Here is an 18,232-nt window from a genome sequence, read left to right on the forward strand (position 1 = left end):
GCGAGGAACCGGCATGAACCGCAAACTGTTGTGCATGGCCATGATCGCGGCGCTGGCCGCATGCAGCGCCGATCGTGATGGGGCTTCCGATGCGGCGACTGCGCCGCCGGTTGCGGACCAACCGGCCGAGGACATTCCACCGGCGACAATGCCGGCTCCGGCGAGCCTGCCGTCGCCTGCATCGACCGCCATGCCAGCGCCCGCGGCCGATGGCGCCGACACGCAGGCGAGCTTCGCCGGCTACGGCGACGTGAAGTTCGGCATCGCCGCCGCGGAGATGGAAAAGGCCTGGGGCGGCGAACTGGAGACGCTGGGCAAGGACGCGAATCCGTCCTGCTATTTCATGGCGCCGAAGTGGGTGAAGACGCCGGCCGAATTCGCCTTCATGATCGGCGACGGCAAGTTCGTGCGCTACGGCAGCGACAGCACGAAACTCGCTGCGCCCGGCGGCGGCAAGGTCGGCATGACGGTCGAGGAATTGCAGGCGCTGTACCACGATGCGCTGCAATCGACGCCGCACAAGTACGTCGAGGGCGGCCACTACCTGTCGATGTCCGCCAGCGGCGTGGCGCCGAGCAAGCTGGTGTTCGAAACCGATGCCGCCGGCAAGGCCACCGCATGGCGCGTGGGCCTGTCGCCGCAGGTCGATTACGTCGAGGGCTGTTCGTAAGCCCGCGGGATCGGCCTAGAATCGTCCGGGATAGAATCGCGACGTCACGCACGGGGAGAGGCGCATGGCTGCAGCGGCATTGTGGTTCGTGGCGGGGTTGGTGCTCTTGGCGCTCGGTGGCGATTCCATCGTCAAGGGCGCGTCCGGGCTGGCGCAGCGCTTCGGGGCCTCGCCCTTCATCGCCGGCCTGCTGCTGGTCGCGTTCGGCACCTCGCTGCCGGAACTCGCGGTCAATGCGCGCGCAGCGTGGACCGGACACCAGGCGCTGGCGCTGGGCAATGCGGTGGGCAGCAACATCGCTAACATCGGCCTGACGCTCGGCGCGGCCGCGCTCGCCGCGCCGCTGTTCCTGCGCAGCCGCGCGGTCGGTCCGCTGCTGGTGTGGCTGCTGGCGATGACCGCGGTGACGATCGGCCTCGGCCTCGACGGCGTGCTCTCGCGCAATGACGGCCTGCTGCTGCTCGCGGGCTTCGTGGTGATGCTCGCGTTCCTGATCGTGCGCGGCCGCCGCGAACCGGCGGAACTGCAGGCCGACATCGCGCGCTTCGCCGAAACCAAGCAGGGCCTCGGTTTGAATCTCTCCCGCGTGGTCATCGCCATCGTCGCGATGTACTTCGGCGCGAAGTGGCTGGTGCAGAGCGCGCCCATCGTCGGCCTCGGCCTGGGCATGGGCCCGCTGGTCACCGGCCTGCTGCCGGTCGCGATCGGCACCGCGCTGCCGGAAATGGCCGCGGCCGTCGTCGCCGCGCGCCGCGGGCAGGGCGACATGGTCGCCGGCCATGTGCTCGGCTCCAGCCTGTTCAACCTGCTGGTGGTGCTCGGCGGCATGGCCGCGTTCCGGCCGTTGCCGCTGCCGGCCTCGTTCGTGCAGTTCGAGCTGCCGGCGGCATTCGCGTTCGCGCTGGTGCTGTTCCCGATGACGCGCAGCCAGCTCGAGGTCAGCCGCCGCGAAGGCATGGTGCTGCTGGTCGCGTTCGCCGCATGGCTGGCATGGGAGCTGGTGCACCTCGCCGCGTGATGGCCACGCCGCGTCGGCCCCGCCTGGATGGGGCCGATACAATGCGGGCATGACGCACGCATCGCTCCGTCGCTTCCGATTGCCGCTGTTGTTCGCGGGCCTGTTCGCGCCGCTGGCCGCGTGGGCCGCGGTGCCGGTGCAGGACCTGACCGCGCACTGGTCGGGCATGGCGGCGGTGATCGTCTTCATCGCAGCCTACGTACTGGTGGTGGCGGAGGAATTCACCCGCCTGCGCAAATCGCAGCCGGTGATGCTGGCGGCTGGCGTCATCTGGGCCATGCTGGCGGTCGCGGCGGCACGCTCCGGCCTGTCGGATGCGCTGCACGAAGCGGTGCGCGACTACCTGCTCGAATACGCCGAACTGCTGCTGTTCCTGCTTGCGGCGATGACCTACGTCAACGCGATGAGCGAACGACGCCTGTTCGAGGCGTTGCGCGTGTGGCTGCTACGCAAGGGCCTGGGCTATCGCGCGCTGTTCTGGACCACCGGCGCGCTGGCGTTCGGCCTGTCGCCGATCATCGACAACCTGACCACCGCGCTGGTGATGTGCGCGGTGGTGCTGGCGGTGGGGCGCGACAGCCCCAGGTTCGTGTCGCTGGCCTGCATCAACATCGTGGTCGCGGCGAACGCCGGCGGCGCGTTCAGCCCGTTCGGCGACATCACCACGCTGATGGTGTGGCAGGCGGGCAAGGTGGACTTCGCCGAATTCTTCGTGCTGTTCCTGCCGTCGCTGGCGAACTGGGCGATCCCCGCGCTATGCATGCACGCCGCGATACCGAAGGGCGTGCCGGCGCTGGCCGACGAGCGCGTGCGGCTCAAGCGCGGGGCATGGCCGATCGTCGCGCTGTTCGCGCTGACGGTCGCGCTGGCGGTGGGGTTCCATCAGTTCCTGCACCTGCCGCCGTTCCTCGGGATGATGACCGGCCTCGCCCTGCTCAAGCTCTACGGTTGGCGCCTCACCCGCTTCGCGAACGCAATGCAGGCCGAGGAATTCGCGCGCGAGGGCGCACCCGGTGACGTCGACGCGTTCGACAGCTACGAACAGGTCGCGCGCGCGGAATGGGACACGCTGCTGTTCTTCTTCGGCGTGATCATGTGCGTGGGCGCACTCGGCTACTGCGGCTACCTCGCGCTGTTGTCGCATGCGTTCTACGGCGGACTCGGCGCGACCACCGCGAACGTGCTGGTCGGCCTGCTGTCGGCGATCCTCGACAACATCCCGATGATGGTCGCGGTGTTGCAGATGGCGCCACAGATGGACCACGGGCAGTGGTTGCTCGTGACCTTCACTGCGGGCGTCGGCGGCAGCCTGCTGTCAATCGGCTCGGCTGCGGGCGTGGCGCTGATGGGGCAGGCGAACGGCCGCTACACCTTCTTCTCGCACCTCAAGTGGAGCTGGGCGATCGCACTCGGTTATGCCGCCGGCATCGGCCTGCACCTTCTCCTCAACGCACGCCATTTCACCGGCGTGCCCTGAGCCGCGCGGCATGAAGACCGCGCTCGTGTTCGGCGCCAGCGGGCAGATCGGCATGCCGCTGCTGCATCGCCTGGGCGAACGCGGCTGGCGCGTGCTGGCGGTGTCGCGCGACGAGCATTCGGATGCGCCCGGGCGGCACTGGCTGCAGGGCGAATTCGCGAACATGCCGCCGTTGCCCGAGGCAGTGGACGCGATCTTCAGCTGCGGGCCGCTGGATGCGTTCGCGCGCTGGTATTCCGAATCGCACATCGACGCGCCGCGCATCGTCGCCTTCGGTTCGACCAGCGCGATGACCAAGCACGATTCCGAAGACGAACACGAACGCGACCTCGTGCGGCGCCTGCTGGGCGCGGAAGCGGCGTTGTTCGCATCGTCCGAGCAGCGTGGCACGACCGCGACGATGTTGCGTCCCACGCTGGTCTATGGCCGTGGCCGCGATGCCACGCTGTCGCGCATCGCCGCACTCGCGCGGCGTCATGGGCGGTTCCCGTTGCCGCGCGGCGCGGACGGACTGCGCCAGCCGGCGCACGTGGGCGACCTCGCCGACGCGGCGTTCGCCGCCAGCCAGTCGGTCGCGGCACGGGGCCGTGCCTACGACCTGCCAGGTGGCGAAACCCTGCCGTATCGCGACATGGTCAAGCGCGTGCTGGATTGCCTCGAACCGCCGGCGAAACTGCTCGAACTGCCGATGCCGTTGTTCCGGTTGACGTTGCGAGTCGCCCGATCCCGCGGCATCGCCCGCGAGTTGACCGACGCCGCCGTGCAGCGCATGCGCGAGGACATGGTGTTCGATGCCGCGCCGGCGCGGCGGGATTTCGGCTATGCGCCGCGCGCGTTCGCGCCGACGGCGGACATGTTCAAGCCGGTTTTGTAGGAGCGCCCGTTCGGGCGCGACCGGACTCGCGAACATCCGTCGCGGCTGAAGCCGCTCCCACAGGGTTCCCTCAGTATTTCCAGCCGAGCTTTCGGTACAACTTCGCCAGCACCCACGCCGGGCCGATCAGCAGGTATTTCAGGTCGGTGAGGAAGCTCGGCTTTCGGCCTTCGAACAGCCTGCTGTGGCCGACGAACTGCGCGATCCATGCGACCACGAACACGCCCACCGCGAGCCACAGCAACTGCTGCGTGCCGAGCAAGCCGTGCAACCAGCGCGTCAGCCACGCCAGCAGCACGAACCAGGCGAGCATGCCCAGCCCCAGCGAACGCGACGCGCGCCAGTAGAAACTCCATGCCGCGAACATCGCGAGCGCGGCCCACAGGCCCTGGCGGAACCAGCTGCCTGGCACCGGCACGCACCAAAGCAGCGCGACCACGCTCCACAGGATCAGCGGCACCGCGAACACGTGGATGCGCTGGTTGCCTTGATTCTGATGATCCGCGCTGTAGTGCGCGAACCACTGGTCGATGTTGCGTTCGGTGGATGCGTTCATGTGAACTCCGAAGTTACGGCGACGAGCATAGCGTGCAACCGCTCGTCATGCCTGCGTCGCTTCTGACAGCCGAATGGCTGTCCAACGCAGGCATCCAGTGTCTTTGCTCGGCGATTCCTGTAAAGCGAAAGACACTGGATCGGACAGCCGTGCGGCTGTCAGAAGCGGCCCGCTTTCGCGGGAATGACGGCAAAAGCGTCAGTCGACGCTAATGCCGGCCAGCTTCTGCAGCGCCTCGGCATACTTCGCGCGGGTGCGGGCGATTACCTCCGCAGGCAGTTTCGGGCCGGGCGGCGCCTTGTCCCAGTCCAGGGTTTCGAGGTAATCGCGCACGAACTGCTTGTCGTAGCTCGGCGGGCTGGTGCCGACTTCGTACTGGTCGGCCGGCCAGTAGCGCGAGGAATCCGGCGTCAGCATCTCGTCCATCACGTACAGGCGACCGTCGGCGTCGGTGCCGAATTCGAACTTGGTGTCGGCGAGGATGATGCCGCGCTGCGCCGCGTAATCGCGGGCGAAGGCGTACAGGCGTAGCGTCGCGTCGCGCACCTGTTCGGCGAGGTCGGCGCCGATGCTGCGCACGACGGTGTCGAAATCGATGTTCTCGTCGTGGTCGCCGACCGCGGCCTTGGTCGAAGGCGTGAACACCGGTTGCGGCAATTGTTCGGCCTGGCGCAGTCCATCGGGGAACTGGATGCCGCTGACCCGGCCGGTGCGCTGGTAATCCTTCCAGCCGCTGCCGATCAGGTAACCGCGGGCGATGGCTTCCACCGGCACCGGTTTCAGCTTCTTCGTCACCACCGCGCGCTTGGCGTACAGCGCCGGATCGACGCCTGCCGGCAGCACCGAGGCTACGTCGATTCCCGTCAAATGATTGCGGATCAGGTGCGCGGTTTCGCCGAACCAGAAATTGCTGATCTGGCAGAGCATCTCGCCCTTGCCGGGAATCGGGTCGGGCAGGACCACGTCGAACGCGGACAGGCGGTCGGTGGCGACGATGAGCAGGTGGCCGTCGCCGAGGTCGAACACGTCGCGGACCTTGCCGCGATGGCGCAGGGTCAGGCCGGGAAGATCGGCTTCGAGCAGGGTGGTCGCCACGCGGATACGGTCGGATGCGGGCGGCACAGTGTACGCCGCCCGGCGCGCCGTGGACGCTACACTGCGCGCCATGCAGCCCACGGTCATCGCGCCCTCCATCCTGTCCGCCGATTTCGCCCGCCTCGGCGCCGAGGTCGATGCCGTGCTCGCGGCCGGCGCCGACTGGGTGCATTTCGACGTGATGGACAACCACTACGTCCCCAACCTCACCATCGGCCCGCTGGTCTGCGAAGCCTTGCGCAAGCACGGCGTGGCCGCGGCCATCGACGTGCACCTGATGGTGGAACCGGTCGATGCGCTGGTGCCGATGTTCGCCAAGGCCGGGGCCAGCCACATCAGCTTCCATCCGGAAGCCAGCCGCCACGTGCACCGCACCATCCAGCTGATCAAGGCGAACGGTTGCGAGGCTGGGCTGGTGCTGAATCCGGCGACGCCGGTGGACGTGCTCGACTACGTGCTCGAAGACTTGGACTACGTGCTGCTGATGTCGGTGAACCCGGGTTTCGGTGGGCAGTCGTTCATTCCCTCCACCCTCGACAAGCTGCGCGTGGTGCGCGAACGCATCGAACGCAGCGGGAAACCGATCCGGCTCGAAGTCGACGGCGGGGTGAAGCCGGACAACATCGGCGAAATCGCGAAGGCAGGCGCCGATACCTTCGTCGCCGGCAGCGCGATCTTCGGCCAGCCCGATTACACCAGCGTCATCGCGCAGATGAAGGCGGCGGTCGCCGCCGCGCGCGGGTAAGACCGGATAAAAAGAAAGCCGGACGCCCTGCGCGACCGGCCCTGGAGAAATGGGGTGGAGCGTCCTGCCCCGCGTTTCGTCCCTGCAATGGCCTTCGATTCTGCATGCCTTAGATTACGGTGGCGTGACGACGAAGCCCCCGCTACAGTGGCGGCATGAACCGGGCGGCGTCTTTCGGGCAGGGTTGGCGATGGTGGCGAGATTCCGCTGCCCAGATCGCCCGTTCGCCCATGAAGGACGCCCCGCTTGACCACGCCCGCGCAATTCCAGACCTACGCCGCTGACGGCTTCAACCTCGTGCCGGTTGTGCGCGAGGTGCTCTCCGACCTCGATACGCCGCTCTCGGTCTACCTGAAGCTGGCCGACGGCCCGCACACCTACCTGTTCGAATCGGTCGAGGGCGGCGAACGCTTCGGCCGCTACTCCATCATCGGCCTGCCGGCGCGCCGGGTGTACGAATTCCGCGGCCACCGGCTCGAGGTCCGCGAACACGGCGAAGTCGTCGAATCGCGCGACGTCGCCGATCCGCTGGCCGAAGTCGAACGCCTGCGCGAAGCGTGCAAGGTGCCGAAGCTCGACGGCCTGCCCGGGTTCGCCGGCGGGCTGGTCGGCTGGTTCGGCTTCGAATGCATCGAGTACATCGAACCGCGGTTGCGCGCGAACCCGAAGCCCGACGAACTCGGCACGCCCGACATCCTGCTGATGCTCAGCGAGGAACTGGCGGTGTTCGACAACCTCAAGGGCCGGCTCTACCTGGTCGTCCACGCCGATCCGCGCGAACCGCAGGCCTTCGCGCGCGCCAACCGCCGGCTCGACGCGCTGGTGCACCGGCTGCGCCATGGCGGCGCGCCGTATCCGGAAACCCTGCAGCCGGCGGCGATCGACGAATCCGATTTCCGTTCGTCCTTCACCCGCGAGCAGTACCACGACGTAGTGCGCAAGGCGCAGGACTACATCCGCGCCGGCGACATCTTCCAGGTCGTGCCGTCGCAGCGGCTGAGCGTGCCGTTCACCGCGCGTCCGGTGGACGTGTACCGCGCTTTGCGTGCATTGAATCCGTCGCCGTACATGTATTTCCTCGATACCGGATCGACGCAGGTCGTCGGTTCATCGCCGGAAATCCTCGCGCGCCTGCAGGGCGGCGTGGTGACGGTGCGTCCCATCGCCGGAACGCGTCCGCGCGGGAAAACGCAGGCGGAAGATCAGGCGCTGGAAGCCGAACTCCTCGCCGATCCCAAGGAACGCGCCGAGCACCTGATGCTGATCGACCTGGGGCGCAACGACGTGGGCCGCATCAGCGCAGCGGGCAGCGTGCGCGTCGGCGAGCAGTTCGTGATCGAACGCTACAGCCACGTGATGCACATCGTCAGCGAAGTGACGGGCACGCTGAAGCCGGGGCTGTCCTATGCCGACGTGCTGCGCGCGACTTTCCCGGCCGGCACGGTCAGCGGCGCGCCCAAGATCCGCGCGCTGGAAATCATCCGCGAGCTGGAACCGGTGAAGCGCAACGTCTATTCCGGCGCGGTCGGTTACATCGGTTGGCATGGCGATGCGGACACCGCGATCGCGATCCGCACCGCGGTGATCCAGGACGGCCGCCTGCACGTGCAGGCCGGCGGCGGCGTGGTGTTCGATTCCGATCCGGACGCGGAATGGCAGGAAACGATGAACAAGGGCCGCGCGCTGTTCCGCGCCGTGGCCGAGGCGGCGAGGGGGTTGTGAGGATGGCGCAACGATCCGCTCTTGTTCCCTCTCCCGCCGGCGGGAGAGGGTTAGGGTGAGGGTGGATGGATAAACGACTCAACATCGGCGCCGCCCGCATGCTTCGCCGTTCCATGACGGATGCGGAGCATGCGCTTTGGCGCATCCTGCGCGGTCGGCAGTTGGAAGGTTTCAAGTTTCGTCGCCAACATTCGATCGGTCGATTCGTTGTCGATTTCGTTTGTCTCGAACACAAATTGGTCGTCGAAGTGGATGGCGGCCATCACGCGGAACAGGTCGACGCGGATGCGGAGCGAACGGCATATCTGGAAGGCAGGGGATTCCGGGTGGTCCGGTTCTGGAACAACGAAGTGCTGACGGAAATGGACGGCGTGGCAATGCGACTGCTTGCCACCCTCACCCCAACCCCTCTCCCGCAGGCGGGAGAGGGGCTTTGAACGCGGAAGACGGTTCATGCTCTTGATGATCGACAACTACGACAGCTTCACCTTCAACCTCGTGCAGTACCTGCAGGCGCTGGGCGCGGAGGTGCGGGTCGAGCGCAACGACGCGCTGACGGTGGACGAGATCGAGAAACTCGCACCGGAGCGGATCGTGATCTCGCCCGGCCCGTGCACGCCGAACGAAGCGGGCGTGTCGGTCGCGGTGATCGAACACCTTGGGCCGCGCGTGCCGATCCTCGGCGTCTGCCTCGGGCACCAGAGCATCGGCCAGGCCTATGGCGGCGACGTGGTCCGTGCCGGGCGGATCATGCACGGCAAGACTTCGCGCATCCGCCACGAAGGCAAGGGCGTATTCGCCGGGCTGCCGGACGGTTACGAGGCCACGCGCTACCACTCGCTGGTCGTCGACAAGAACACGCTGCCGGATTGCCTCGAAGTCACCGCGTGGACCGACAACGACGACGGTTCGATCGAGGAAATCATGGGCCTGCGCCACCGCGAACACCCGGTGGAAGGCGTGCAGTTCCATCCCGAGTCGATCCTGACCGAGCATGGGCACGCGTTGCTGAAGAATTTCCTCGAACGATAGCTTTTGTAGGAGCGCACCAGGGCGCGACCACTATCAGCATCCACGAACATCAGTCGCGGCCAGGTCCGCTCCTACAAAAGCGAAGAGCAATGCCCATCACCCCGCAAGAAGCCCTGCAACGCGCGATCGAACACCGCGAGATCTTCTTCGACGAGATGGTCGAGCTGATGCGCCAGGTCATGCGCGGCGAGGTCTCGCCGGCGATGACCGCGGCGATCCTCGCCGCGATGCGGGTGAAGAAGGAAACCGTCGGCGAAATCGCCGCGGCGGCGACGGTGCTGCGCGAGTTCTCGCGCCCGGTCGAGGTTGCGGATCGAACCGGTCTGGTCGACATCGTCGGCACCGGCGGCGACGGCGCGCACACGTTCAACATTTCCACCGCGTCGATGTTCGTGGCGGCCGCGGCGGGCGCGAAGGTCGCCAAGCACGGCAACCGCAGTGTGTCGTCGAAGTCCGGCAGCGCCGATGTGCTGGAAGCGCTCGGTGCGAACATCGAGCTGCCTCCGGACCGGGTGGCAGCCTGCATCGAGGATTGCGGCATCGGCTTCATGTACGCGCCGGTGCACCATCCGGCGATGAAGGTTGTCGCGCCGGTGCGCAAGGAAATGGGCGTGCGCACGCTGTTCAACATTCTCGGGCCACTCACGAACCCGGCCGGCGCGCCCGGCATTCTGATGGGCGTGTTCCATCCGGATCTGGTCGGCATCCAGGTGCGCGTGCTGCAGGAACTGGGCGCCGAGCGCGCGCTGGTGGTCTGGGGCCGCGACGGCATGGACGAGCTCTCTCTCGGTGCCGGCACGCTGGTGGGCGAACTGCGCGATGGCCAGGTGCGCGAATACGAATTGCACCCCGAGGACTTCGGCATCGCGATGGCGCACAGCCGCAACCTGCGCGTGGCCGACGCGGCCGAATCGAAGGCGATGCTGCTCGATGCGCTCGGGAACCGCGAGGGCCTGCCACGCGAGATCGTGGCCTACAACGCCGGCGCGGCGCTGTACGCGGCCGGCGTGGCCGAAGGCATCGGCGAGGGCATCGACCGGGCACGCGAGGCCATCGCCAGTGGCGCGGCGCGGGACCGGCTGGACCGGTTCGTCGCCGCCACGCGGCGGCTCGCCGGGAACGGCTGAATCCCGGGCCCGGCCGCGGCCGGGGCGCGTGCTAAGGTGCCCGTCCGGTCATTTCGAGTGGAAACAGCGGCATGTGTCCAAGCAAGGTCGCCGAGGGCGGGCAACGGGGCTGGATCGTTCCCATCGGCGGGGCCGAGGACAAGGAAAACGACAAGCGCGTGCTGCGCCGCTTCCTTGAACTCTGCGGCGGGGACGGTGCCGAAATCGCGGTGATCCCGACCGCGAGCCGGCTCAACGAAACCGGCGACCGCTACGAACAGATCTTCGGCGGCATGGGCGCGCGCAACGTGCACGTGCTCGACTTCGACACCCGCCGCGACGCGCACGAACGCAACCGCGTGGCGCGCATTGAGCAGGCCTCGGGCATCTTCATCACCGGCGGCAACCAGTTGCGGCTGTCGACCATCCTCGGCGGCACGCCGGTGGCGCAGGCGATCCGCGCCTGCAACGCGCACGGCATCCCGGTCGGCGGTACCAGCGCGGGCGCCGGCATCCTCAGCGAACACATGATCGCCGGCGGCGACAGCGAAACCGAAACCCCGCGCGCGAACGGCGTGCGCCTCGCGCCGGGCCTCGGCCTCACCAATCGCGTGGTGATCGACCAGCATTTCCGCCAGCGCGACCGCCTCGGGCGCCTGCTCGCGGCGCTGGCCTACAACCCGTTCGCGATCGGCCTCGGCGTCGACGAGGACACCGCCGCGTTCATCGGCCCGGACAACGTGGTGGAAGTCGAAGGCAGCGGCGCGGTGACCGTGGTCGATGCCGACGGCCTGCAGTTCTCGTCGATGGCGCAGGTCGATGGCGATTCGCCGGTGTGCATGCTCGGCGTGCAGTTGCACATCCTCACCGCGGGCGCGAGCTACAACCTGGTGACGCGGAAGGCGTCGGCCGGGGAGTTGTCGACCGTGAAGGAATAGATTCAGCACAAACGAAGTTCGTACAGGGGTTTTCGATGCGCATCCTCAACCGCAACGTCTATGTCGGACCCTCGCAGTACGCGCGGTTCCCGGTCATCCGCCTCGAGCTCGACCTCGATGCGCTCGAACAATGGCCGACCGCGAAGCTCGGCGCCGCGTTCATCGATGGCCTGCTCGCGGCCTTGCCGGGCCTGGCCGAACACGGTTGTTCCTACCGCGAGCCCGGCGGCTTCGTGCGGCGCATGCGCGAAGGCGAGGGCACCTGGCTCGGGCACGTGCTCGAACATGTCGCGATCGAACTGCAGAACGTCGCCGGCGAGGACGTGACCTTCGGCAAGACCCGCAGCATCGACGACCATCCCGGCGTGTATTCGGTGGTGTACGAATACGCGCAGCGCGAGGAAGGCATCGCCGCCGGCGAACTCGCGTTGAAGTTGCTCGATTCGCTGCTGCCCGCGGAACTGCGTAGCGCGACCGACGGTTCGTTCGACTGGGAAGAGGAACGCGACGGCTTCATCCGCTACGCGCAGCGCCGCGCGCTCGGGCCTTCGACCGCATCGCTGGTGCGCGCGGCGGAGGAACGCGGCATCCCGTGGTTGCGCCTCAACGAACAGTCGCTGGTGCAGCTCGGCCACGGCAAGTACCAGCAGCGCATCCAGGCCACCGTCACCGGGCGCACGCCGCATATCGCGGTGGAACTGGCCAGCGACAAGGAAGAAACCAACAAGATCCTCGGCTCGCTCGGCCTGCCGGTGCCGCGCCAGGAACTGGTGCAATCGGCCGACGCCGCGTGGCGCGCCGCGCGCCGCCTCGGCGGGCCGGTGGTGTTGAAACCGTACAACGGCAACCACGGCCGCGGCATCACCATCAACGTCAGCGCGGAAGACGAGGTGCGCGCCGGCTTCGAGGCCGCGCGCGAGCATTCGCGTTCGGTGATCGTGGAAACCTACCTCGCCGGCGACGACCATCGCCTGCTTGTCGTCAACGGCGAACTGATCGCGGCGACGCGGCGCACGCCCGGACACGTGGTCGGCGATGGAACATCCACCGTCGCGCAACTGGTCGAGGTAGTGAACAGCGATCCGCGCCGTGGCGTCGGCCACGAGAAAGTGCTGACCAAGCTCAAGCTCGACCGCGAAGCGGAGTTGATGCTGGAGCGCGTCGGCTACACCGCCGATTCGATTCCGAAAGCGGATGAAGTCGTGCCATTGCGTTCGACCGCCAACCTTTCGACCGGGGGCACCGCGACCGACGTCACCGACGTCATCCATCCCGACAACCGCGCCATGGCCGAGCGCGCGGTGCGCGCGGTCGGGCTCGATGTCGGAGGCGTGGATTTCCTGTCCACCAACATCGCCGAGAGCTACAAGTCCATCGGCGGCGGCATCTGCGAAGTGAACGCCGCGCCCGGCTTCCGCATGCACATCGCGCCCAGCGAAGGCACGCCGCGCGACGCCGCCGGCCCGGTGATCGACATGCTGTTCCCGCCGGGCACGCCCGCGCGGGTGCCGATCGCCGCGGTGACCGGCACCAACGGCAAGACCACCACCGCGCGCATGCTCGCGCATATCGCCAAGATGGCCGGCTACACGCCGGGCCTGACCACCACCGACGGCGTCTATATCGACGGCGAGCGCACGGTGGAAGGCGACATGACCGGCCCGGTGTCGGCGCAGATGGTGCTGCGCGATCCGCAGATCGACCTCGCGGTGCTGGAGACCGCGCGCGGCGGCCTGCTGCGCGCCGGCATGGGCGTGGCCGAAGTCGATGTCGGCGCGGTGATCAACATCGCTTCCGACCACCTCGGCCTCAAGGGCATCGACACGCTGGAACAACTCGCCGAGATCAAGCGCATCGTGATCGAAGTCGCGCGCGATTGCGCGGTGCTCAACGCCGACGATCCCAACGTGCTGAAGATGTCGGCCTACACCGATGCCAAGGTCATCTGCTACGTGACCATGAACCCCTCGCACCCGCTGGTGCGCGAGCACATTCGCGCCGGCGGCCGTGCCTGCGCGCTGGAGGCCGGCGTGAACGGCCACATGATCACGCTCTACGACAAGGGCAGCCACATCCCGTTGCTGTGGACGCACCTGATCCCGGCGACGCTGGAAGGCCGCGCGCTGCACAACGTGCAGAACGCGATGGTCGCCTCGGCGATGGCGTTCTCCATGGGGATCAAGCTCGACGCGATCCGCCACGGCCTGCGCACCTTCGACACCACCTTCTTCCAGGCCCCGGGCCGGATGAACGTCTACGGCGAACATCCCTTCAAGGTGCTGATGGACTACGGCCACAACGCGCACGCGGTCGGGGTGATGGCCGACCTCGCGCAACGGCTCGACGTCTCCGGTCGCCGCATCGTGGTCGTGGCCGGCCCGGGCGACCGCCGCGACGAGGACCTGCGCGACATCGCGGCTGCGGTCGCCGGCAGGTTCGACCATTACATCGCGCGCCGCGACGACGGCTTGCGCGGTCGCGACGGCGACGAGGTGCCGCGCATCATCGCCAAGGCGCTGCAGGCCGGCGGCGTGGCCGAAGCCGACATCAGCGTGATCCCGGACGAACAGCAGGCGGTGGACGCCGCGCTGCGCATGGCCGCGCCGGGCGATCTGGTGCTGGTGTTCGCCGACGCGCTGACGCGGACGTGGAAGCAGATCATCCGCTTCAAGCCCGATGGCGACATGCCTGCCGCCGCGCCGCGCGCGGAAGTACCGGCGCTCGACACCACGCTCGACGAACAGCTGGTCGCGGCGATGGAAGGCGTGGTGCGCGACGAGCGCGGCCTGCGCTTCGAGCGCGAGGAAAGCGATTGAGTGCGGATGCGATGGGCGAACCATTCGAGGATTCGCGCCGGCTGACCGGCGCCAACCTGTATTTCGACGGCCCCGGTGCGGCGCTTGAAACCGCGCCGGGCTTGTCGTTCGACGCGAACACGTTGCGGTGCTGGCGCGACAACATCGCGCGCGTCCGCGTCGCGCTCGATTGGCCGGATGGCGCCGTCGTCGTGCGCGAACACGCGACCGGTGCGTCGCTCGCGTTCGCAGCACCCATCGACCGGCTCTATGCCGCAACCGAAGCGAACGAGTGGGCGCTGTATGCCGCGCTAGGCCTGCGCGCGGACGACACGCCGGTCGACGAAGAATCTGACTCGCCGCGTCCACACGTCGCGCATTTCGACGATGTCGAAGCGCTGCGCCAGCTGCAGGGGCTCGCGCAGGCGGAGGCGAAACCCGATCTGGTCGCGCTAATCGAGGCTGCACGTGTGCACGACGTACCCGCGCATGCCGACGACGATGCTCTGTCCATCGGCGAAGGCGCGACCTCGCAGTCATGGCCGATGAGTGGATTGCCGTCGGTCGATGCCGTGCCGTGGTCGCGATTGCATGCTGTTCCCAAGGCCGTCGTCACCGGTTCCAACGGCAAGACCACGACCGTGCGCCTGCTCGCGGCGATGCTGAAGGCGCATGGTTTGCGCGCCGGCTACAGCAGCACCGACGGCTTGTTCATCGATGGCGAATGCGTCGACGCCGGCGACTATTCCGGCCCGGTCGGCGCACGCACCGTGTTGCGCGATGCGCGCGTGCAGGCGGCGGTGCTGGAAACCGCGCGCGGCGGCCTGCTGCGGCGCGGGCTGGTCGCCGACGACGCGCGCGTCGCGGTGGTGACGAACGTCAGCGCCGACCATTTCGGCGAATACGGCATCCACACGCTGGACGATCTGGCCAAAGTGAAACTCGTCGTCGCCAAGTCGCTGGCACCGGATGGCCTGCTGGTATTGAACGCCGACGACGCGATGCTGGTGGAACATGCATCGTCGACGGGCGTTTCGCGCATCGGCTGGTTCGCATTCGATCTCGCCGACGCGCTGGCGCACAGTGCCATCGCCTGCGGTGTACGCGACGGTCGCCTGATCCTTTCGATCGACGGCGCCGACCACGACCTCGGCGACGTCGCGGCGATGCCGCTGACCGTCGGCGGCAGCGCGCGCTACAACATCGCCAACATCGCCGCCGCATCGCTCGCGGCGTTCGCGCTGGATATCGACCCGAAAATCATCGCGAAGGTGCTGGTGCGTTTCGGCGCATCCAACGCGGATAACCCCGGCAGGCTGCAGCGCTGGGCCCTGGGCGATGTCCAAGTACTGCTCGACTATGCCCACAACCCGGACGGCCTGCGCGGACTGCTCGCCGTCGCCGCCGGATTGCGCGGCGATGGACGGATGGCGCTGTTGCTCGGCCATGCCGGCAACCGCCTCGACGAAGACTTCCGCGCCCTGGCCGCGGTTGCCGCGGAAGCAAAACCCGATCGCGTCTGGCTCAAGGACATCGCCGGCGATTACCTGCGCGGGCGCGAATCGGGCGAAGTCGCCGGCCTCCTGCGCGATGCCTTGCTCGCCACCGGCATGGCAGGGGACGCGTTGCCAGTCCGCCTCGACGAAGCCCAGGCGGTACGCGAAGCGCTGGCCTGGGCGCGGCCGGGCGACCTGCTGGTACTGCCGGTGCACGAACCCGCCGCGCGCGATGCGGTCGTCGCCTTGCTCGATCGCCTGCGCGACGCAGGCTGGAACGCGGGGCAAGCATTGGCGGACGCGTGAATCCGCCGGACCATTGCGCGCCCGGCTAGAATCCGCGTTCCCGGAGCAGGCCCCACGCCATGCACGACGAACGTTTCGCCAGGTTGCCGCAGCCGCCGTATTACGCGGTGATCTTCAGCTCGCGCCGCCGTGGCGGCGAGGGCGACGGTTACGCCGAGGCCGCGGCGCGGATGGAGCAGCTGGTGCGCGGCCAGCCCGGCTTCCTCGGCGTCGAATCCGCCCGCGACGGCGAGGGTTTCGGCATCACCGTGGCCTACTTCGACAACGAATCCTCGATCCGCGGATGGCGCGATCACCTGGAACATGCGCAGACGCGCCAGCGCGGCCGCGACGAGTGGTACCGGCATTTCGAGGTGCGCGTGGCGAAGGTCGAGCGCGCCTACGGCTGGGATCGCGGCGATGCGTGACGTGCTCGCGCGGATCCTCGCCCGCAAGCGCGAGGAGGTCGCCGAACGCCGCGCGCGCGTCCCGCTCGCCGAACTGGAATCGCGCATCGCCGATGCGCCGCCTGTCCGCGGTTTCGCGCACGCGATCAAGGCGCGCATCGCCCGCGGCGAAGCGGCGGTGATCGCCGAAGTGAAGAAGGCGAGTCCATCGAAGGGCGTGATCCGCGCCGACTTCGACCCCGCATCCATCGCGCGCAGTTACGAGGCCGGAGGCGCGGCTTGCCTGTCGGTGCTCACCGATGTCGATTTCTTCCAGGGCGCGGACGAATACCTGGTTGCCGCGCGCGAAGCCTGTTCGCTGCCGGTGCTGCGCAAGGATTTCATCGTCGACGAATACCAGCTGCACGAGGCGCGCGCGCTCGGCGCCGACTGCGTGCTGCTGATCGCCGCGGCGCTGGACGATGCGCGGCTCGCCGATTTCGCCGCACTCGCGGCCGACCTCGGGCTGGATGCGCTGGCCGAGGTCCACGACGACGCCGAACTCGAGCGCGTGCTGCGCCTGCCGCTGCCGTTGGTCGGCATCAACAACCGCGACCTGCGCACGTTCGATGTCTCGCTCGACACCACGCTGGCGTTGAAGGATGCGATTCCCGATGACCGCGTGCTCGTGACGGAAAGCGGCATCGCGACGCCTGCGGATGTCGCGCGCATGCGCGTTGCCGGCGTGCACGCCTTCCTCGTCGGCGAAGCCTTCATGCGCGCGGACGATCCGGGCGCCGCGCTGCGGGGCCTGTTCGCATGAGCGCGAACCTCGATTCGCCGCGCATCACCGGCAAGCGGCCGGGCCTGCCGTACGCGAAGCTGGTGGTGTTCGACTTCGACCATACCCTGTACGACGGCGATTCCGGGCAACACCTGGTCACCTGGCTGATCACGCGGCATTGGGCGCGCAAGCTGGCGGCGATCCTGCTGGCGCCGCTGCTGTTGCCGATGGTGGCGTGGCTGCCGACGCGGCGACACGGCATCTCCGGGTTCCTGTGGATCGGCAGCATCGGCCTGCATGACCGCCGCGATCTCGATGCGGTGATCGATCGCTACGTGCAGGCTAACAAGGACGCGATCCGCGCACGCCTGCTGCCGGTCGCGCTGGAGGTGCTGCACGGGCACCGGATGGCGGGCGATCGGGTGGTGGTCGCCACCGGCGCGCCGCCCGAACTGGCGCGCGCCATCCTCGACTTCGTCGCGCACGAGGACTTGCCCGTGATCGGCAGCCTGTTCCATCCCTTCCTCGGGGGGTTGATCACAGCCGAGCATTGCCATGCCCGGAACAAGATGCGGATGCTGTGGGACGCGGGGTATGACCAGATCGCCGTCGCCTATTCCGACAGCAGCGCCGACCTGCCGTTGCTGCACGCCGCGAAGCAGCCGGTAGTGGTGAATCCCAAGCGCAAGCGCGTGGCGATGTTCCGGCGAGTGTTGCCGCCGGGCACGCCGATCATCAACTGGGGCTGCCCCGGCCGTGGCGGCGAAGCGGTGGCCAGCGCCGCGTGAGACGGCTCAGGCGTTGAGCAGCGCCTTGACGAAGCGAACCGTGCCATCGCCGTAGCCACAGGCCTTGTAGAACGCATGCGCATCCGTGCGTTGCGAACCGCTGGTGATCTCGAGCCGCGCCGCGCCGCCGGTGCGGGCGCGGCGCTCGGCCTCGCGCAGCAGCTGGCGGCCGACGCCGCGGCCCTGTGCCTCGGGCGTGACCACCATTGCGGTGATCCGGCAGGTCGTCGTGCCCAGCGGCAGGTAGTACATGAAGTCCAGTGCGATCAGTCCGCAGACCGCGCCGGCATTGCGCGCCAGCACCAGTGCCTGGCGGTCGTTGTCGAGGATGGAGGCGATGCGTTCCATCGCGTCGGCCGTTTCACAGGGATAGCCCAAGGCCTGCAGCAGCTCGGCGACGTCGTCGGCGTCCGCGGGCGAGGCGTTGCGCAGGTCGAGGCCTTCCAGCGGATCCTGCGCGCCCAT

18 protein-coding genes are annotated in these 18,232 nt (G+C 68.1%); 15 read left to right on the plus strand and 3 right to left on the minus strand.

Annotation, left to right across the window (positions count from 1 at the left end):
* Window positions 1–13 precede the first annotated feature (13 nt).
* From FNZ56_RS11090 to FNZ56_RS11105, 4 genes are all read left to right on the plus strand, one after another.
* Window positions 14–670: a lectin gene (locus FNZ56_RS11090; RefSeq protein ID WP_246064593.1), complete on the plus strand. Its 657-nt coding sequence runs from the start codon at window positions 14–16 to the stop codon at window positions 668–670.
* 64 nt (window positions 671–734) lie between these two features.
* On the plus strand, window positions 735–1,688 hold the full coding sequence (locus FNZ56_RS11095) for a calcium/sodium antiporter (protein ID WP_143879893.1): 954 nt from the start codon (window positions 735–737) through the stop codon (window positions 1,686–1,688).
* A gap of 49 nt (window positions 1,689–1,737) precedes the next feature.
* Window positions 1,738–3,165 carry a sodium:proton antiporter NhaD gene (gene nhaD, locus FNZ56_RS11100; protein WP_143879894.1) on the plus strand — a complete coding sequence of 476 codons (1,428 nt, stop codon included), beginning with the start codon at window positions 1,738–1,740 and terminating at the stop codon, window positions 3,163–3,165.
* A gap of 10 nt (window positions 3,166–3,175) precedes the next feature.
* Entirely contained in the window at window positions 3,176–4,039 is an 864-nt protein-coding gene (locus FNZ56_RS11105) for an NAD-dependent epimerase/dehydratase family protein (RefSeq protein ID WP_143879895.1), read from the plus strand.
* A 70-nt stretch (window positions 4,040–4,109) separates the two neighbouring features.
* Here the strand turns inward: FNZ56_RS11105 and FNZ56_RS11110 are convergent, their stop codons facing one another.
* Window positions 4,110–4,595, minus strand: a complete 486-nt coding sequence (locus FNZ56_RS11110; RefSeq protein ID WP_143879896.1) for an Mpo1 family 2-hydroxy fatty acid dioxygenase — start codon at window positions 4,593–4,595, stop codon at window positions 4,110–4,112.
* Window positions 4,596–4,793: 198 nt separating this feature from the next.
* The gene (locus FNZ56_RS11115; RefSeq protein ID WP_185970736.1) at window positions 4,794–5,690 is read right to left on the minus strand and encodes a phosphoribosylaminoimidazolesuccinocarboxamide synthase; all 897 of its coding nucleotides are present in this window, start codon (window positions 5,688–5,690) and stop codon (window positions 4,794–4,796) included.
* Between the two features lie 70 nt (window positions 5,691–5,760).
* Here FNZ56_RS11115 and rpe point away from each other — a divergent pair, with 70 nt between their 5' ends.
* The 11 genes from rpe to FNZ56_RS11170 all read left to right on the plus strand — a co-directional run bounded on the left by rpe (window position 5,761) and on the right by FNZ56_RS11170 (window position 17,767).
* Window positions 5,761–6,435, plus strand: coding sequence for a ribulose-phosphate 3-epimerase (gene rpe, locus FNZ56_RS11120; protein ID WP_143879897.1), 675 nt, complete (start codon window positions 5,761–5,763; stop codon window positions 6,433–6,435).
* A gap of 246 nt (window positions 6,436–6,681) precedes the next feature.
* Complete coding sequence (gene trpE / locus FNZ56_RS11125) at window positions 6,682–8,157, plus strand: anthranilate synthase component I (RefSeq protein ID WP_143879898.1); 1,476 nt, start codon at window positions 6,682–6,684, stop codon at window positions 8,155–8,157.
* A gap of 65 nt (window positions 8,158–8,222) precedes the next feature.
* Window positions 8,223–8,594 carry an endonuclease domain-containing protein gene (locus FNZ56_RS11130; RefSeq protein ID WP_143879899.1) on the plus strand — a complete coding sequence of 124 codons (372 nt, stop codon included), beginning with the start codon at window positions 8,223–8,225 and terminating at the stop codon, window positions 8,592–8,594.
* Between the two features lie 16 nt (window positions 8,595–8,610).
* Complete coding sequence (locus FNZ56_RS11135; RefSeq protein ID WP_143879900.1) at window positions 8,611–9,189, plus strand: anthranilate synthase component II; 579 nt, start codon at window positions 8,611–8,613, stop codon at window positions 9,187–9,189.
* Between the two features lie 89 nt (window positions 9,190–9,278).
* Window positions 9,279–10,316 carry an anthranilate phosphoribosyltransferase gene (gene trpD / locus FNZ56_RS11140; protein WP_143879901.1) on the plus strand — a complete coding sequence of 346 codons (1,038 nt, stop codon included), beginning with the start codon at window positions 9,279–9,281 and terminating at the stop codon, window positions 10,314–10,316.
* A 71-nt stretch (window positions 10,317–10,387) separates the two neighbouring features.
* On the plus strand, window positions 10,388–11,233 hold the full coding sequence (locus FNZ56_RS11145) for a cyanophycinase (protein WP_143879902.1): 846 nt from the start codon (window positions 10,388–10,390) through the stop codon (window positions 11,231–11,233).
* 35 nt (window positions 11,234–11,268) lie between these two features.
* Entirely contained in the window at window positions 11,269–14,049 is a 2,781-nt protein-coding gene (cphA, locus tag FNZ56_RS11150; protein WP_143879903.1) for a cyanophycin synthetase, read from the plus strand.
* Window positions 14,050–14,060: 11 nt separating this feature from the next.
* A complete protein-coding gene (locus FNZ56_RS11155) occupies window positions 14,061–15,830 on the plus strand; it encodes a Mur ligase family protein (RefSeq protein ID WP_143879904.1) in 1,770 nt (589 codons plus the stop codon).
* 59 nt (window positions 15,831–15,889) lie between these two features.
* Window positions 15,890–16,237: an antibiotic biosynthesis monooxygenase family protein gene (locus tag FNZ56_RS11160; protein ID WP_143879905.1), complete on the plus strand. Its 348-nt coding sequence runs from the start codon at window positions 15,890–15,892 to the stop codon at window positions 16,235–16,237.
* Window positions 16,230–17,018: an indole-3-glycerol phosphate synthase TrpC gene (trpC, locus tag FNZ56_RS11165; RefSeq protein ID WP_143879906.1), complete on the plus strand. Its 789-nt coding sequence runs from the start codon at window positions 16,230–16,232 to the stop codon at window positions 17,016–17,018. The genes FNZ56_RS11160 and trpC overlap by 8 nt, the downstream gene beginning before the upstream one ends.
* Window positions 17,015–17,767, plus strand: a complete 753-nt coding sequence (locus FNZ56_RS11170; protein WP_143879907.1) for a haloacid dehalogenase-like hydrolase — start codon at window positions 17,015–17,017, stop codon at window positions 17,765–17,767. Before trpC ends, FNZ56_RS11170 begins: the two co-directional genes overlap by 4 nt.
* 6 nt (window positions 17,768–17,773) lie before the next feature.
* Here the strand turns inward: FNZ56_RS11170 and FNZ56_RS11175 are convergent, their stop codons facing one another.
* Window positions 17,774–18,232: a GNAT family N-acetyltransferase gene (locus FNZ56_RS11175; RefSeq protein WP_143879908.1), complete on the minus strand. Its 459-nt coding sequence runs from the start codon at window positions 18,230–18,232 to the stop codon at window positions 17,774–17,776.

The organism is Lysobacter lycopersici (assembly GCF_007556775.1).
GTDB lineage: Bacteria > Pseudomonadota > Gammaproteobacteria > Xanthomonadales > Xanthomonadaceae > Pseudoluteimonas > Pseudoluteimonas lycopersici.

Coding starts and splice junctions, on each gene's coding strand:
- FNZ56_RS11090 (WP_246064593.1), top strand. CDS start 14: ATGAACCGCAAACTGTTGTGCATGGCCATGATCGCGGCGCTGGCCGCA.
- FNZ56_RS11095 (WP_143879893.1), top strand. CDS start 735: ATGGCTGCAGCGGCATTGTGGTTCGTGGCGGGGTTGGTGCTCTTGGCG.
- nhaD (WP_143879894.1), top strand. CDS start 1,738: ATGACGCACGCATCGCTCCGTCGCTTCCGATTGCCGCTGTTGTTCGCG.
- FNZ56_RS11105 (WP_143879895.1), top strand. CDS start 3,176: ATGAAGACCGCGCTCGTGTTCGGCGCCAGCGGGCAGATCGGCATGCCG.
- FNZ56_RS11110 (WP_143879896.1), bottom strand. CDS start 4,595: ATGAACGCATCCACCGAACGCAACATCGACCAGTGGTTCGCGCACTAC.
- rpe (WP_143879897.1), top strand. CDS start 5,761: ATGCAGCCCACGGTCATCGCGCCCTCCATCCTGTCCGCCGATTTCGCC.
- FNZ56_RS11130 (WP_143879899.1), top strand. CDS start 8,223: ATGGATAAACGACTCAACATCGGCGCCGCCCGCATGCTTCGCCGTTCC.
- FNZ56_RS11135 (WP_143879900.1), top strand. CDS start 8,611: ATGCTCTTGATGATCGACAACTACGACAGCTTCACCTTCAACCTCGTG.
- trpD (WP_143879901.1), top strand. CDS start 9,279: ATGCCCATCACCCCGCAAGAAGCCCTGCAACGCGCGATCGAACACCGC.
- FNZ56_RS11145 (WP_143879902.1), top strand. CDS start 10,388: ATGTGTCCAAGCAAGGTCGCCGAGGGCGGGCAACGGGGCTGGATCGTT.
- cphA (WP_143879903.1), top strand. CDS start 11,269: ATGCGCATCCTCAACCGCAACGTCTATGTCGGACCCTCGCAGTACGCG.
- FNZ56_RS11155 (WP_143879904.1), top strand. CDS start 14,061: ATGGGCGAACCATTCGAGGATTCGCGCCGGCTGACCGGCGCCAACCTG.
- FNZ56_RS11160 (WP_143879905.1), top strand. CDS start 15,890: ATGCACGACGAACGTTTCGCCAGGTTGCCGCAGCCGCCGTATTACGCG.
- trpC (WP_143879906.1), top strand. CDS start 16,230: ATGCGTGACGTGCTCGCGCGGATCCTCGCCCGCAAGCGCGAGGAGGTC.
- FNZ56_RS11170 (WP_143879907.1), top strand. CDS start 17,015: ATGAGCGCGAACCTCGATTCGCCGCGCATCACCGGCAAGCGGCCGGGC.
- FNZ56_RS11175 (WP_143879908.1), bottom strand. CDS start 18,232: ATGGGCGCGCAGGATCCGCTGGAAGGCCTCGACCTGCGCAACGCCTCG.